Origin of the sequence: Mesonia sp. K7 (genome assembly GCF_003233725.1) — a bacterium.
Classification (GTDB): Bacteria; Bacteroidota; Bacteroidia; order Flavobacteriales; family Flavobacteriaceae; genus Mesonia.
Genome location: NZ_QKQV01000013.1, coordinates 39026 through 57145 on the forward strand (window position 1 = coordinate 39026; position 18120 = coordinate 57145).

An 18120-nucleotide genomic window follows, 5' to 3' on the forward strand; every position below is an offset into this window, starting at 1 on the left:
TTTTTTTATTCAAGTATTAATTTACGGCAGATTTTGGCTATAAACAAGTGCCTACCTATAGTTTTATGATTTTATTATTGAAATTTAACATTGTTTGGGAGTTAATCTTATGTTAAGGTATTACATCTGATAATTAAACGGTTAACCCTATAGTAACAATCCCTAACTGAAAAATTATGAAAAACTATTACTTTAAAACACTTACGCAAAAATGGGTGCAATTGGTTTTCTGTCTTCCCTTTTTGTTTGGTTACGCTACTGGTAACGCCCAGATCACAAAAAACCATGTCACTTCGGTCACCTTACAATCGCATGTGAGTAATGCTTCTGATGCGTTAACGCCTGCAGGCTATGCGACTTTAGAGTCTTATGGAGGTGTCATGTTGGGTATCGGGGATTATACTGGGGAATTAGAACTTACCTATCCTGCAGCCTTGCCAGCAGGGACTACAACTTATGTAAAAATAGACTTTGATCAAGATTTATTGAGTGCACTTATTGGTGGGAATCTTGGAGGAGAACTAGCGGATGTATTGGGCAGTCTTGTTTTAGGTAATCATTATTTTAATGTGGAGGCTAGACTGGGCGCTGTAACTGTGTTGTCAGATTCAAGCAGTTCAGGGTTTGAAGATGATGATTTGCGACTTATCGTAAACGATAATGGCGAATATTTACTGGCAATCACTCCAAATGTGAGTTATGATCGTATCTATATAGAAGATGTGACCAATGCCTTACTGTTGGGGGTCACTAATAGTATGGAGGTGTATGAAGCCTATTACTTCTCTGGTACAGATACTTGTGAAAACGCTTTTGCTACTTCTTTTACGGGAACAGGTGGAACGATTGATGCTTTGGGACTAGGTGCGGCAGGTGTCGACAATCCTGAACATGTGATCGACAATGATGCGAACAGTTATTCTGAGATTAGTCTAGGTTTATTGACGGTTGCTGGTACGATAAGTCAAACAGTATATTTTAAGGATGCGTCCTTGCCCACCGATCAGTTTCATATCAAGATGCAGCTTACCGACCCAGCTTTATTGAATCTGGGTTTAGCAGATGGAATACGCATTCAAGCTTTATTAGATGATCAAGTGGTTTATACTGCAGGGGATTTGTCATTATTAAATTTAGACCTATTAGGTTTGTTGCAAAGTGGTCAAGTTGTAGATGTTCCTTTTACACCCAATACTTCTTTTGACAGGGTAAGGATAACCTTGTCTTCTTTGGTGCAACTCAATTTGACCAAACAAGTGCGTGTGTACGGAGTGAGAAAATCACCAGCTGCTCCGGAAGTTACCGCAGACGATATTAGTATTTGTGAAAACGATACGGCTAGCTTAACGGCCCAAACCGATAGTGCTAATGAATTGCATTGGTTTGATGCGGCGGTAGGCGGTAACCTTTTAGCCACAACAGCTTACAATGTAGGTTATACGACTGCTGCATTAAGCTCGGATGCCACTTTCTATGTAGCGGCAACGACCATTGGCTGTACCAACTATTCCGAAAGAATTCCTGTCGAGGTGCATGTCTACCCCGAACCTAGTGCTCCGGCAGTAGTGGAAAGTACCGTTCAGGTAAATAGTGGCGGAACGGCGACTTTAGAAGTTCAAAATCCGGAAAGCCATATCGATTACCGTTGGTATGATGCAAGTAACAACTTGGTAGATACTACACCGGTATTAATCATCAACAATGTGACAGTAGCTCAAGCCTATACCGTAGAAGCAGCAATTGGCGCAGCGTGTGTCAGTCCAACTGCAACTAGCGTCAATGTAGTGCTTACCACTTCTATATTGCCACCGGATGTCTCTCCAACAGACATCACCATTACAGAAGGTGAGAGTGCACAAATCAATGCGACAACAACCGATCCTAACCTGGATATTGTATGGTATGACCAAGGAGGAAATGAGGTGTTTATAGGGAATCAATTCAATTCCCCTACCACCTTGACACCGGGCACTTATACCTATACCGTGGTAACACGTGACCCCATGAGTTTACAAGAATCGACACCGGTTACGGTGACCATAACCGTCGTGCCTCCCACACCAGGGTTAGACTGTGATGAGGCCAATGCGCAAACCATAGGAACGACTCCTATTTGTATATTGTGTGGGGTAGACAATCCGAACCAAGCGGTAGATGGCGATGAAAATACCTATTCCCGATTTATCGCTCCAGTATCGGTGACTGGAAGTGTGTGGCAAGAACTTATTTTCCAACAACAAGGACTCGCAGGGGATATCGTGCATGTAAAAGTAGGGACGGCAGGTTCGCTCATTGACGTAGACCTTATCTCGGGCTTATCATTTGAAACTTATGCTGGAAATACAGCCAATAATGATGGAGGTGTGGTTGACGGAAACCTTATCCAGCTTAAATTATTGAGTGGGGGTGATGAGGCGATCGTCACTTTTGAAGCAGGAGCCAATTTTGATCGTGTGCGATTGACTTACCAGCCTTTGTTAGGAGTGCTCAATAGTGGCTGGAGGGTTTATGGGGCGTCAATCATGTTTGAACCTCCTGTTATTGTCACTCCAGATGAAGAAATTTGTAAAGGGGAAGTAGTAAGCTTAGAGGTTACTCCGGCAACAGGAATAAGTATTAATTGGTATGATTCGGAAACGAGTACCACGAGTTTGTCTACTCAAAATACCTACACCACACCAGTTCAGACAGTACCAGGCGAAGTAACTTATTATATTTCACAAACCAGAAATGGTTGTGAAAACACCCATCGTATTCCCATCACCTTTACGGTATTGGAAGCTCCATTGGCTTTAGATATTGATGTGGCACAAAGTAGTGATCCTATATGTGAAGGAAGTGATGTTATTTTAACGCCTTCCATAGCCGTAACCAGTACCTTACAAAATACACCAGGTATCTTCAATTGGTATATCGATAACAATAAAACCCAAGCCATTACTGATGGAGCGGTCATCAATGGGAAGAGCTACGCCATAAATGCAGCGGGAGAACTTACCGTGAGTGGGTTGACCGTGGCTGATAGTCCTTTTGCTGTTTTTGTAAGCACAATTGCAGAAAATGGGTGTGAGAATAGAGCAGGCGAATTAAAAGAAGTGATGTTGACTGTCGTGGATACGCCTACACCTACTACTTCTGATACGAACCAAGAGTTTTGTATGGTAGACAATCCTACCGTAGCAGATATTCAGGTGAATGAAGCCAATGTCATTTGGTATGACGCGGCAACTGGAGGATCGACTTATTTGGCTACAGATGCGTTACAGGATGCGACTACTTATTATGGTGTGCTGACCGACGCGGTAACAGGTTGCGAAAGTTCCGTAAGATTGGCCGTAACTATAACGCTAAATGATGCACCCACACCTACAGCTAGTGATACCACACAGGAGTTTTGTAGTGTTACCAACCCCACTGTCGCAGACCTTCAAGTAAATGAAACCAACATCACATGGTATGATGCCTTGACTGCGGGAACTGCTTATGCTTCTACCGATTTGCTTCAAGACGGCGTGACTTATTATGCGAGTTTCACAGACCCTACTACAGGCTGTGAAAGCTCAGTGCGCTTAGCGATTCAGGTATTGTTCAACAATTCGTTGCCTCCTACTACAAACGATACAACACCATCTTTCTGTACAGCAGAAAATGCAACTTTAGCAGACATACAAGTCAATGAAGCTGACATCACATGGTATGATGCGGCAACTGGTGGGAATGTCCTTCCTGGAACAACCGTATTGCAGGATGCTACTACCTATTATGCAGCCCATACCAATCCGGCAAATAGTTGCGAAAGTAATGGAAGACTTGCCATTTTAGTAACTATAGAAGATGCAGCCACACCTACGACCACCGATGCGAGTCAGGAATTTTGTTTGGCCAATAGTCCTACGATTGCCGATTTACAGGTAAACGAAAGTAGTGTAACTTGGTATGATGCAGCAACCGGAGGGACGGCTTATGCGGCAACAGATGCTTTACAGGACGCTACCACTTATTACGCGAGTTTGACCGATGCTACTACAGGTTGTGAGAGTGCTACCCGATTGACCGTAAGCGTAACGCTCCTTGATGTTGCTACGCCTACTACCATCAGTCAAATACAAAATTTCTATAGCGGAGATAATCCAACGGTAGCAGATATACAAGTCAACGAAACCAATGTAGTTTGGTACGATGCCCTTACGGGCGGAAGTATAGTTGCTTCGGGCGCACCATTACAGGACGGAAATACTTATTTTGCGGTATTGGTAGATGCGACCACAGGTTGCGAGAGTTCGGTGCGATTAGCCATACAAGTCAATATATTTCCAATCAATCCACCTTCATCCACCCAAACTTTCTGTGCTGTGGACACGCCAACAGTAGGTGATTTATCTACCTTGGATCCTAATTTTGAGATGATTTGGTATGCCAATGCAACAGGAGGAACTCCCTTGGCAGATACAGCACCTTTACAACATGGGGTCATTTACCATGCGGCTTATTATGACACGTCTACCCATACAGAGAGCACCAGCCGTTATCCGGTGCTTGTAATTGTAAATGACGCAGCCACACCAACTACCTCTAGTAACAACCAGGAGTTTTGTGCGGCCGATGCACCTACGGTGGCAGCTATTCAGGTGAACGAACCAAATATTGTATGGTATAATGCCGCATCTAACGGAAATATAGTATTGCCAGGAACAGCTTTGCAAAATGGGAGTACGTATTACGCAAGTATGATTGACCCGGCAAGTGGCTGTGAAAGTTCAGTACGATTACAAGTGACCGTACAAATAAATGACACACCAACTCCGACGACACTTACAAATATGCAGGAATTCTGCGAAGTAGATCATCCTACCATTGCTGACATTCAGGTCAACGAAACCAATGTGGTGTGGTATGCCTCAGCTACAGGGACAACGATGGTGTCACCAAGTACCATGCTACAAGATGGCTTTACCTATTATGCCGTTTTGGTAGACGCCACAACAGGATGCGAAAGTACTACCCGTTTGGCTGTTCAGGTAGAAATATTTGATGCAGCTACCCCAACAACCAATGATTCTACTCAAGAGTTTTGTGCGGCAGATGACCCTACCATTTCCGATATTCAGGTAAATGAAGCCAATGTGATTTGGTACGATGCTATGCTCAATGGAAACATTTTAACTTCTTCCACGGCGTTACAGGACAACGAGACTTATTATGCCGCCTTGGTAGATGCTACCAATGGCTGTGAGAGTTCGGTAAAGTTGGCTGTACAGATAAATGTAAATGATGCCGCAACCCCTACTACCAATCATATGGTACAGAACTTTTGTTTGGTGGATGCGCCCACAGTAGCAAATATTCAAGTTAACGAACCGAACGTAACTTGGTACAATGCTCCCACTAATGGAAATATAGTAGCTATGAATACAAGCTTACAAAATGGGGCGACCTATTATGCGAGTATAACCGATTTAGCCAATGGCTGTGAGAGTTCGGTAAGGTTAGCTGTACAAGTAAATGTAAATGATGCAGCATCCCCTACCACCAACACTATGGTGCAGGAGTTTTGTGCTGTAGATACACCTATCATTTCAGATATACAAGTGAACGAAACGAATGTAGTGTGGTACAATAGCCCAACGGGAGGAGGTATGTTAGGAGCGAGTACCATGCTTCAGGATGGAACGACTTACTATGCAGCATTGGTAGACGCTACTACGGGTTGCGAAAGTTCAGTGAGACTTGCCGTGCAAGTAGAGGTAAACGATGCAGCAACCCCTACGACCAATAGTGTGATGCAGAGCTTCTGCGAAATAGATCATCCATTAATTTCCAATATACAAGTTAACGAAACCGGAGTGGTTTGGTACAGCGCACCTACAGGAGGTTCGGTTTTACCTGCAGGTACGCCACTTTTAAACGGAATAACCTATTACGCTAGTTTAACCGATCCGGCAAGTGGTTGTGAGAGTTCGGTACGTTTGGCAGTAACGGTAAATATCAATGATGCGGCCACGCCTACCACCAACGATGTAACCCAAGATTTCTGCGCAGCAGATAACCCCACCGTCGCCAATATTTTTGTCAATGAAGTAGGGGTGACTTGGTATGATGCCGCTATGGGCGGAAACGTGATCGCATCCACCACCTTGTTACAAGACGGTATGATGTATTACGGAAGTTTGACCCATCCTACAACAGGTTGCGAAAGCACTATCCGCTTGGCGATACAAGTAAATGTAGATGATGTGGCAACCCCTACTACAACACAAACTTCGCAGGAGTTTTGTACCTCCGATAATGCAACTGTATCAGACATTCAAGTAAATGAGTCGAACGTGGTTTGGTATGTTCAAGCATCAGGCGGAACAATACTTCCTTCCAACACACCTTTGCAAAACGCAACGACTTACTATGCGAGTTTAACCAATCCGGCAACTGGCTGTGAGAGTTCTACCCGTTTGGCGGTAAACATTACCTTGATAGATGTGGCAACACCAACTACCAATAACGCCATTCAAGATTTCTGTGCGTCAGATAACCCTGTGATTTCCAATCTTCAAGTAAATGAAACAAATGTTGTTTTTTACGATGTGCCTACTGGAGGTACAGCCTTATCGGGAAATACTGCACTACAGGATGGAGCCACCTATTACGCTTCACTGATCGATGCAGCAACAGGCTGTGAAAGCTCGGTGAGATTGGCAATTACCGTAAATGTAAATACGGCCTCCCAGCCTATCATAAATGGTCCTGTTGATGATGTTTGTGTCCAGGATCAAATGACCTACACTACTGAAGCTGGAATGAGCCAATACAATTGGACAGTCGTAGGCGGTACCATTGTAAGCGGGGGTGGAGCCAATGATGATTTTGTCACGGTGATATGGGATGTCATTGGGCAAAATACGATTAGTGTTGATTACCTAAACACCAACGGTTGTGCGATGCAGAATCAGACACAACTTACAGTGACTACGATTAGCTGTTACGATTTAAGCATTGAAAAAACAGTAGATAACGAAACTCCAATTATCGATGAAAATGTCGTCTTTACGATTACGGTGACCAACCATAGTAATGCTTCGTTCAATACTATTGTGGTAGATGAAAAATTACCTTCAGGTTATGAGTTTGTTACTTATACCGCAAGCACCGGTACTTACAATGATATTGTAGGCGAGTGGTCGATACCTGTTTTATTAGGAAATGAAACGGCTACCTTGGAGTTGACGGCAAAAGTTTTGTTTGAAGGTGAGTACCTCAACCAAGCCAGTATTCTTACCTCGACACCTATAGATGTAGACGCCAATAACAATTTAGCAGAAGCAGAAGTAGAACCCATGTGTCTGGTAGTTTACAACGAGTTTTCACCAAATGGTGATGGCGCCAACGAAACCTTTAGGGTAGATTGTATTACTTACTACAGCAACAATACCTTAGAAATATACAATCGTTACGGTAATATGGTCTACAGTACCAACAATTACCAAAACGATTGGCGAGGTATAGCTAACAACTCTTCTGTTGGGAATGATGAGTTGCCGCCAGGAACCTACTTCTACGTCATCAAGTTACACGATGAAAATAAAGAGATGAAAGGATGGGTACAATTGATCCGATAACTAACTATTCAGTCTAAATATTTAAAAATGCTTCTCATGAATAACACCCAAATAAATAATTTTCTAAAGATATGTGTATGCTCCTTTGTGATGTTTACGGGCATGACCTCTTTAGCACAGCAAGACCCGCATTACACGCAATACATATACAATATGATGGCTTTTAACCCTGCTTATGCGGGTTCTACAGGAAATATTGAAGCAAGCTTATTGCACCGTAGCCAATGGGCAGGTATCGATGGAGCTCCCAAAACACAATCCTTCAACCTACACTCGCCGTTAATCAACGACAAAATGGGCTTGGGGTTGAATATTGTCAATGATGAAATCGGACCTTCTTCAGAGCTATACCTCAACGGTAATTTTTCTTATACCTTACAGCTGAATGCCAATATGCAATTGGCTTTGGGAGCTAAAGCGGGAATGAATGTGATTAACATCGACTGGACCAAAGGACGCTATTACGATACTAACGACGTACTGTTAAACAGTAACATCAACGATCGGATTACGGCCAATTTTGGTGCCGGGGGGTTCTTGTACAGTCAGCATTGGTATTTGGGTTTTTCAGTACCTAACTTTGTAAAGTCAGATTACTATGACGATATACAAGAAGCTGTTTTAGCAGATCGTTTACATTATTTTATTACGGGGGGTTATGTATTTGATATTTCCGAAAACCTAAAATTTAAACCTGCTTTTTTAACCAAAATTGTAAGTGGCTCTCCGTTATCGGTAGATGTTTCTGCCAATTTCCTTATCGGTGAAATCGTTACCTTGGGAGCTTCCTACCGCTGGGACGATTCGGTAAGCGCGATAGCCGGTTTGAATTTTCTGGAAACCTTCTTTGTAGGTTATGCCTTTGATTATACCACTTCCAGTTTCAATAAGTATAATGATGGCTCTCATGAGATCATTTTAAGGTACCGTCCGAAGAGCAAGTCTAATCGAGTGAAATCTCCAAGATTCTTCTAAAAAATCTATGTTATGAAAAGTACCATTACACTAGTTATATATTTCTTTACCGTTCTTTGTTATGCTCAACAAAGTTACCTCAACAAAGCAGATCAACTCTTTGAGAATACTGCTTACATGGATGCGATAGTATACTATGAAAAATACATGAAAAAGGCAGAAGACCCATCGCTTGATGTCCATAAAAATTTAGGAGATGCCTATTATTTTACACAGGATTTTCAAAAAGCATTGCCTCATTATAAAAATGTCTATGCTGCATTGGGCGATAATATTTCAGACAAGTATTACTTCAGGTATATCCAATGTTTACGAAGCAATAGGGATTATACAGAAGCAGATAAACACAGTAAAAAATACTACCAGCGTAAAGCAGACGATTACCAGATCAAAAGATACATCAAACAAAAAAGTTATGTAGATAGTTTGGAAACTGCAACGTCTTTATATAGTGTGACCAATATCGAGGGCAATAATGAGTTTGCGGACTTTGGGGCAGTATTTTATAAAAATAAGGTGGTGTATTCGGCGAGTAAAAAAGCATCGAGTTTCGACAAGACCTATTCTTGGAACAACCAACCTTATCTCGATCTGTATATTGCAGATAGAAATGGCTCTACAGGAGATCTGATGAATGAAAAGCCTTTCTTGGAAGGAAAATTAAATTCTGCTTACCACGAAGCGGCCATCTCTTTTAGTAAAAATTATGACACCATATACTTCACCAAAAACCTATTGAACGATAAAGACCGTTTAATCAATAAACAAGGGGTCAATAACTTTCACATGTATAGGGGAGTGATCAAAGACGAAAAACTGCAAAATGTAAAAGAGCTTGACTTTAGTAGTTATGAGTATTCGGTAGGGCATCCCGCCATTTCCAGTAACGGTAAGTGGTTGTTTTTTGCTTCAGATATGCCGGGTGGTTTAGGAGAATCGGATATTTATATGGTAAAGGTTTTTCCTGATGGTACATATAATACACCCGAAAATATCGGTAAGCAAATCAATACCGAAGGAAAGGAAATGTTCCCTTTTGTCATAAAAGATAAACTCTATTTTGCTTCCAACGGACATTATGGTTACGGAGGTTTGGATATCTATGTGAGCACCATTGATACCGTGAATATGAAATTCAGTATTCCTAAAAACTTAGGAAAACCCATCAATAGTAATCGTGATGATTTTTCTTTTGTTATCGATTCTACCACATCCTACGGCTACATTGCTTCTAACCGCAAAGGCCCTGCAACCAAAGGGGATGATGATATCTTTTATTTTAGGAAATCCAAACCTATTTGTAATCAAATGATCACAGGGACTGTCATCGATTCGATTACCACCATGCCCATACGAGCGGTAAGAATTGCGGCCCATGACGAGTTTGACGATGCCATCGCTGAGGTGCAAACCAAAGAAGACGGCACCTATATCATCGAACTTCCTTGTGATAAAACCTATACTTTGAGAGCCTCAAAACAAGGGTATACAGAAGATAGTGCAGAAGTCGTCACGCAAAATAAGCATGAGGATACCATTGCAGGGATCGATTTTATGCTGACCAATTATGACGATTTAATCAAAAAAGAAGACGATAAGGAGATGATCAATGTCAACCCGATTTACTTTGAATACGATAAATCGAACATTACTCCGCAGGCAGAAGAGGAATTGGCAAAAGTATTATTCGTATTGCGTGAATTTCCAAAGATAAAAATAAAAATAGAGGCCCACACCGATTCCCGAGGGAAAGACAGTTACAACTTGAATTTATCGCAAGCACGTGCCACCTCTACCAAGGACTATATTCTATCGAAAGGAATAGATGCCAGCCGCCTTGAAAGTGCTATTGGATACGGTGAGACGCAACTTAAAAATGAATGTGCCAACGGAGTAGAGTGTTCTGAAGAACAGCACCAACTCAATCGCCGTTCTGACTTTATCATTATAGAAAAATAATAGGAGCTACATCAAATCAACCATAGAACAAAAGTACATGCCAAATACGATCACGTATACAAGTTACGCCTGTGCCCAATATCAACAGATATGGGGTAAAGGCTTGCGTTATGCCTGTGGGGTGTTGCTCTTGTTTGGCATGCATATAGGGTATGGACAAGTTGTAAAAAATTATCCCGCTTCCCCTGCTACCAATTTTAGTAATGTAACTAATCCAGGAGGAGTTTTTCAGGAGTCAGGACATACTGTTTTAAAATCTTCTTGGGGTATAGGTGGTCTTGGAGCATATACAGGCGAACTGGAAGTAGCGTATACTACGCCAATATCAGGAGGGACGAGTACTTATATCCACGTAGGAGGAGCAAGCACAACCTTGTTGGAATCACTTTTAGGAGGTACGGTAGGAAGTTTTTTGACAGGTCTTTTGGGAGGGCATTATTTTGAGGTAGAAGCTAGACTAAATGGTACTATGGTTGCCTCAGGAACAAGCAGTAACAGCTTTACGGATCCAGAAGTTAATTTTAAAATTAATGAATTAGGGGAGTACTTGATCGAAATCACTCCTGCCTCTTCTTATGATGAAATATACATAAAGAATGTCACGACAGGTTTATTGGGAGGGACGAACACCTTAGACATTCATGAGATATACTACTTTTCAGGAGCAGAACCTTGTGATGAGTTGTTATCTACTTCTTATGATGGTGCTGGTCTCTTGAGTGTATCGGATGTAAATGTAGAAAACCCTCATTTTTTAATAGATGGAGATGATACCTCATCTTCAGAAATGAGTTTAGCCTTGATAAGTGCGGGTCTTAGTGTTACTCAGAGTGTTTATATAAACTCTCCTGCACAAGCCGAAGATCAATTCAACATTACTATGGATTTTGCTGGTTCTGGGATTATAGATCTTGATTTAATAAATTCAGTTCAGGTAGCAGCTTATTTGAACGGGAGTCAAGTGTATACTCAATCAATTTCATCTATACTAGATGTGAGCTTATTGAATTTATTGATTATAGGGAATAAAGTTGAGGTGTCATTTACTCCAAATACAGCCTTTGATGAAGTGCAAATCACCTTATCTTCAGTAGTTGGCGTCGCTACACCCGTTCTAAATTTATATGAATTTAAAATATTGCCTCAACCTCCAACTCCTCAAGTAAGTGCTACCCAAATTTGCTACAACAAGACTTATACTTTAAGCGCTACCGCTGATAGTGCCTACCAATTGTTATGGTATGACGATAACGACAACCTTTTGGCCACTACGGCTTATAACGGCACCTATCATACAGGCAACTTACAAACAGATACGACAATATACGTAGCTGTTAAAAAACCAGCTTGTACCGAAACATCAGCAAAAGTACCTATCGAGATTGAAGTGCTGCCAGATATAAAACACCCCGATATTACCATTTCTTCTTTAAGTGATTGAAAATTTAAACCATAAACAAAACCATTTAAATAACCACAAAAATCAATTATTATGACAACTAAAAAAATCATCTTATCCGTTTTCGTGCTAGCGATTATGCTGCTAGGGCTAAACAAAATGACTGCACAAGTAGCTCCAGGAGCACCTACAACACCCATCAATACTGTAGATGATCTTGATGTAGGTACAATTACCAACAACACTTTACCGGTGACTACAGCGGCTAACGGAGTAATGTTCTATAACCCAGCTACCAATGGACCTACCATTGAACTTACCGCAAGTATAGCTGATGGTGACGGGAATAACTTTGACAGTTATGTTTGGTATAACATTACCAATGCCTCGGGAACAGAGACCGAAAATTTGATTGGGGGGCAAACCACACAAACCTATACTCCTTCAAGCTTGGCACGTGGTTATCATAAATTTAGGGTGTATGGTGTAATCACAGATGGAACTACATGTCAGTCTGACGAGTATGAAGATATCATCTTGTTTGTACTACCTACGATAGACGTAGAGGCAGAACATACATTAAACGGTAGTGCAAGCCTTGACTATTGTGAAGACAATGTACCCACTGGTGCAGATACGATTGAATTATCGATCGCTTCATTAACAGCAGATTACACAGGAAATACGAATGGTTATACACATCCTGTGGGAAGTGACTTTGAGTTTGCCTATCAATGGTATTACTCTGATGATGGGGGTGTTACAAAATCTCCTATGGGTACGGGTAGTACTCAAACAGTAAATGATGCTACTACAGGTATTCCCACTACTCCAGGAACCTATACATTTTATGTGGATTTAGAGTATACCATCAAAGCTAAAGGTGTAAGAGATTATGTAACTTATCAAGGTGAAGTGGAAAGTGCTGGAACCACTGTAGAAGTAAATGTAATTGCAGTTCCTGGAGCTCCAGCTATTACTATTGGTACGGTAACAGATTAAAAGAAACGGAAGGTTTAGTATACAAGCTATTAAGTAAGCATAGAGAGCTCTTTTAATTGTTTAATCATTCATAAAAGATAGAGCCTTAGTAATAGTGTTTCATGGCAATGATCAACTCCTTTTCATAAGAAATAGAGAAGTCTTAGTAAATATTTAAAATAGTACCAAAGCCGAAACTTATTGCTAGAGCTATAAAACCTTGTATAGAAAAAAGACAGGCAAGTCCCAATGCCTTATATAATTTATAGTGCCTGTGGGTGATGTAAAATAAATGAATATGAAGAAATTATTTTTTATTGGTTCATTTCTGCTTTTAAGTCTAAGTAAGCTTTTTGCACAAACCGCCGATCAACAACTATGTGAAGGGGTGTCTTCACAGTATGATGTCACCCATAACCCTGGGAACACCTACGATTGGCAGATCCTGGAGGTTGGTTTTGCAGGAACGATCACGGGCAACCCTACCCATCAGGTAACCATCGATTGGGGCACGACGCCTGTGGGGACCTACACCTTGCAAGTGACCGAGACCAATGCCGAGAATTGTGAGGGTTTGCCTGTAGACATTACGATAGAAGTATTAGAGGCGCCAGAAGCTCCAACCCTGAATGTTACCCAACCCGCTTGTGGGGACACTGGGGGAACCATTACGGTGACCAATACCGCTACGGACCTGGAATACAGTATCGATGGAGGTACCACATGGCAGACCACAGGTGTGTTTACGGACGTTGCCCCGGGAGATTATACGGTCATGGTCCAAAACGCCAACGGCTGTGACACCGAAAGCGCACAAGTAACCGTAGACCCCTTGCTGGTGGTCCCGGACGCACCGGTCATTGTGGATACGACACACCCGGGATGTGGCGAGACCACCGGTTCCTTTGAGGTACAAGATGAAAACGATCCCGACCTGACCTATAGTTTGGACGGCGGTCCTTACACCACCAACCTAAGCTACACCCATCTAGCCCCGGGCGCTTACGACCTGACCGTACAAAACGCCGATGGCTGTGAGACCACGATCACCGTGACCATCAACCCTGCGCCTACCGTACCGGCAGATGCGGTAAGTACGGTGGTACATCCCGATTGCGGTGAAACCACGGGGAGCATTACGGTAAGTACGCCAACGGGAGCAAATATAGAGTACAGTATCGATGGAGGGGCTACCTGGCAATCGTCTCCAGTGTTCACAGGCCTGGCTCCAGGAAACCATGATGTCATCGTAAGGGACACCAGTGCCAATTGTGAATCGGCTCCCGTAACGGAAACCATCAACACTGCGCCGGCCGTTCCGGTAACCTCCCCGATCAATTTCAATTAAGCACTCCCATGGAACCCTATACAAAACACACAGCTTCAACAAAGCCCTTTCTGGGCTGGATCGGTTGTGTGCTTTTTATGGGTTTGCTTGCGAAGGGGTATGCCCAACAAACGCAAATCATCCAGGAGATCTGTGGGCAATCAGTAAAAAGCTATGGGGTGGATCTTCAGGATAACAATGGGTTGGGCTCCACCAATTCGTCTTATGATTGGAGTGTTTTAGAGCCAGGGTTTCAAGGAACCATCACGGAGGAAACCCCCTCGGGAAACCAGGTCACCGTAGATTGGGCAGTTACTCCGGCAGGTTTTTACACCCTGTTGGTGCAGGAATACGACACCACCACCTCATGCGTGGCCGCACCGCAGGTATTACAGGTGGAACTAAAAGGCCTACAGGTACAATTGGAAAGTCCTCCGGAAATATGCGCGGGAGCATCGGTTGCCTTTTCAGCTTCTGTTCCGGGAGGGACGTGGACGGTCGAAGCAAATGGGTTGGGCGCCGCGATTTCTTCCCAAGGTGTTTTTACGGCCCAAGCCCAAGGGACTGTTGCCGTATATTACCAGGTAGAAGAGGAGCAGTGCGAATATACCTTTTCCAGGATGATCGAAGTGCTCCCGCTTCCCGAACCCGAACTGGCCGATGCCTTTATCTGTTTTGATGCGGATGGAGCTATACTTCAACCCGCATTCTTGGATACAGGCTATTCCGACCAGACCCACACGGCGGTCTGGTGGCATAATGGGGATTTGTTGGCGGAGACTTCCAATCAGATAAGTGTAAGTGGGCTGGGGGTTTATACGGTGGAGGTAACGGAAATGGGCACGGGGTGCACTTCCTTGCCGGTAGAAGTTGTGGTGACCGAGGGAAGTACGATCATAGATGCCCATGCCACGGTAAGCGAAGATTTTGATGACCAACAGACCATCACGGTGCATGTAGAGGGCACCGGGGATTATCAGTACCGCATGCAAGGGGGCGTTTTCCAGGATAGTCCCGTGTTTACGGTAGTCGGTAAGAGTACCACCTATGCCATCGAAATCAGAACGCTGGACGGTTGTGGTACAAAAGTGATAGCGGCAACGGTGATCAACTACCCAAAATTCTTTACGCCCAATGGCGATGGAACCAATGACCTGTGGAACATCAAGAGCTTAAGAGAGGACCCTTCGGCAACGGTCCTGATCTTCGACCGTTATGGAAAGTTCCTGGTAGAGATCCGGCCTTTCAGGTCGGGCTGGGACGGTACGTACAACGGGAGGCAGATGCCTTCGAACGATTATTGGTTTTTGGTGAGGTACAAAGACCGCAACAATGGGCGGTTGAGGGAGTTCCGTTCGCACTTTACGCTGAAGAGGTAAACAGAAGGCAATGTGGATGGGTGACCGAGGCTGTCGAAGTCACCGATTGAAGAAATTTTTTGATGGAACTTTGCATAAGTTTGGAATAGTGTCTCTAAATTTGAGGAGATTAATCCTATGATTAACTGCTTATTCTTGACTCCTTAAAAAAAAGTTAATCTTTGTGGTACTATCACTTTAACCAATAGTTTTGTTCAAAATACTTGAAGATTCATAACAATGAAAAAAACAATTGTATTAAGCGTAGTTCTTTTATTATCGGTCAATATCTTTGCGCAAACGAAAGATTATAATCAATTTTCATTAGAATTGAACTATGGAGGTTCCGTGCCTATAAGTCCAAGTAACACCGATCGCTCAGAAGCCATTGGTTTTTCACACGCAAAAGCGGCTATGAGGTATATGTGGAATAAAAAAGCAGGAATGAGAGGCTTTTACGCCTACGATAGGTTTGGTAGTGCCGATGCTGGTCTATCAATACACAGATTAGGCTCAGAACTTGTTTTAAATATAGATGAGTTACTTAATTTTCCGTATTACATCAAAGAAAACTTTGGTTTTCAAACCCATATAGGTTTAGGTTTAGGCATGGCAGGACCTAGGCATCAAGTGCAAAACACTAGTAATGATTTTATCGGTTTCTTGATTGTTGGAGGTGGACCGCAACTAAAACTCTCTAAAAGGTTTTCACTCTATGGGGATTTAAGTTTTAACCAGTTATTCCAACTGAATTATGGTTATGATGGCGCTGCTATTTCAGAAAATTCAGGTAATTATGCCAATATCAGTTTAGGATTGATGTTGTATTTGGGACGAGAACGACACCATGCGGATTGGCATTAGTATTTTTTTATGAAAATAATAAGTTAAAATGAATAAAAAGTATGGAAAGAAGAGGATTATAAATTAAAATATTGTTAAATAAAGCCTTTAGTTTTCAAGGGTTTTTGCGAATACCATATCTTTGACCAAGAAAACTAATAAAAGTGAATGAAAATACTTTTAATAATTTAAGATAACTATGAAAAAATTAACACTAGCACTATCATTATTTTTTGTGGCGTTTGCAACGCAAGCACAAGAAACTGATTCAGAACTACAAAATTATGATCACTGGTCGATTGATATCGGTGGTGGTTTTAACAAAGCAACTCATTATTTTTCAAGTGGTGCGTTTACGGACACGCCATCGGTATGGAATGCGGACTTAGGAGTACGTTACATGATCAACAACAAATTTGGTATCAAAGCCAATGTTGGTATTAGTGAGTTAAACGAAAAAGATGAGAGTATTCCTTTCCAAAACCGTTTCTTCAGAACTACCTTAGAAGGGGTTATCAATGCTGGAGAAATTTTAGGTTTTAGAGAGTGGACACAGACCTTTAATTTATTAGTACACGGTGGTATAGGTATTGGTCAGTTGAGAATCAATGAAGAATCTCCATTAGCCGATGAAAAGGACAAAATGGGTATTCTTACCGTTGGTTTTACACCTCAAGTAAGATTAGGTAACTCTATTGCATTAAATCTTGATGTAAGTGCTTTAGCGCTAGCTGGACAAGATATCGCATGGGATGGATATACCACACAACCTGTAAATAGAGGTTTTGACGGTATGATGTTTAACGTTGGATTGGGTCTTAATATCTATTTAGGAGCGAATGAAAAGCATGCAGACTGGTACGGTGATGATATGGCAGAAGACAATGCTTTAGAAGAATTAGAAGGTAGAGTAGCAGCTATTGAAACAGGAATGTTGGATACCGATAAAGATGGTGTGCCAGATTACTTAGACAGAGAGCCAAATACCATGAACGGTGTGGCGGTAGATACCAAAGGTGTCGCGGTAGATAAAAACGGTAACGGTATTCCAGATGAGTTAGAATCTTCTTTAGACGAGCGTTATGCTGCGGCTTCTTCAGAAACAACAACTGGTGGAGGTTCAGGTGCTATCAGAACTTTAATCAACGATGGTTACGTAAACGTTTACTTTAAGTTTAACAGCGACGAGCCAGAAGTATACTCTTTAGACGCCATTAATTACTTAGTAAAGTATATGAATGCTAACCCATCAGCTAACGCAGAATTGGTAGGATATGCAGATGAGATTGGTGACGAAGAGTACAATAGAAACCTTTCTGAAAGAAGAGCTAAGAAAGTTTACGATATCTTAGTAGCTTCTGGAGTAGAAGAAGGTAGATTAGAATACAGAGCAGAAGGTGAAGATGATTCAGTAGATAAGAATTCTTCAGCCGCAAGACAATTAGTAAGAAGAGTTACTTTCAAATTAAAGTAATCCATTCTTAATAAATAAATCTAAACCCGCTCATCGAGCGGGTTTTTTGTTTTTAGAATAATCATCCTATGAGCGCTAAGTCCTTGAATTGTCCTAACAGAGTTTTAATTTATGGCGTTGCTAAGTCAAAATGAGAGCTAAATTACGTCACTGCGACTCAGAGAAGCAGTCTCGATTATTGAAAATACTTCGTC

The 18120-nt window shown here is 42.1% G+C and carries 9 protein-coding genes; all 9 read left to right on the forward strand.

The features are described 5' to 3' along the window. Window positions 1–176: 176 nt before the first annotated feature. The 9 genes from DNG35_RS09845 (at window position 177) to DNG35_RS09885 (ending at window position 17926) form a co-directional block, all read left to right on the forward strand. Window positions 177–7610 (forward strand): gliding motility-associated C-terminal domain-containing protein, encoded by a 7434-nt coding sequence (locus DNG35_RS09845; protein WP_111128629.1) that lies wholly within the window; start codon window positions 177–179, stop codon window positions 7608–7610. Between the two features lie 36 nt (window positions 7611–7646). Beyond that, window positions 7647–8585, forward strand: a complete 939-nt coding sequence (locus tag DNG35_RS09850) for a type IX secretion system membrane protein PorP/SprF (RefSeq protein ID WP_111128632.1) — start codon at window positions 7647–7649, stop codon at window positions 8583–8585. A gap of 12 nt (window positions 8586–8597) precedes the next feature. Continuing rightward, window positions 8598–10544: an OmpA family protein gene (locus tag DNG35_RS09855; RefSeq protein ID WP_111128635.1), complete on the forward strand. Its 1947-nt coding sequence runs from the start codon at window positions 8598–8600 to the stop codon at window positions 10542–10544. A 37-nt stretch (window positions 10545–10581) separates the two neighbouring features. Beyond that, window positions 10582–11985, forward strand: a complete 1404-nt coding sequence (locus DNG35_RS09860) for a hypothetical protein (protein WP_146228863.1) — start codon at window positions 10582–10584, stop codon at window positions 11983–11985. A 51-nt stretch (window positions 11986–12036) separates the two neighbouring features. Continuing rightward, window positions 12037–12945: a hypothetical protein gene (locus DNG35_RS09865; RefSeq protein WP_111128638.1), complete on the forward strand. Its 909-nt coding sequence runs from the start codon at window positions 12037–12039 to the stop codon at window positions 12943–12945. A 277-nt stretch (window positions 12946–13222) separates the two neighbouring features. After that, window positions 13223–14272 carry a hypothetical protein gene (locus DNG35_RS09870; protein ID WP_111128640.1) on the forward strand — a complete coding sequence of 350 codons (1050 nt, stop codon included), beginning with the start codon at window positions 13223–13225 and terminating at the stop codon, window positions 14270–14272. Between the two features lie 8 nt (window positions 14273–14280). Then, window positions 14281–15630 carry a T9SS type B sorting domain-containing protein gene (locus DNG35_RS09875; RefSeq protein ID WP_111128642.1) on the forward strand — a complete coding sequence of 450 codons (1350 nt, stop codon included), beginning with the start codon at window positions 14281–14283 and terminating at the stop codon, window positions 15628–15630. Window positions 15631–15849: 219 nt separating this feature from the next. Next, the gene (locus DNG35_RS09880) at window positions 15850–16473 is read left to right on the forward strand and encodes a hypothetical protein (protein ID WP_111128644.1); all 624 of its coding nucleotides are present in this window, start codon (window positions 15850–15852) and stop codon (window positions 16471–16473) included. Window positions 16474–16651: 178 nt separating this feature from the next. Next, complete coding sequence (locus tag DNG35_RS09885; protein ID WP_111128646.1) at window positions 16652–17926, forward strand: OmpA family protein; 1275 nt, start codon at window positions 16652–16654, stop codon at window positions 17924–17926. Window positions 17927–18120: the final 194 nt, after the last annotated feature.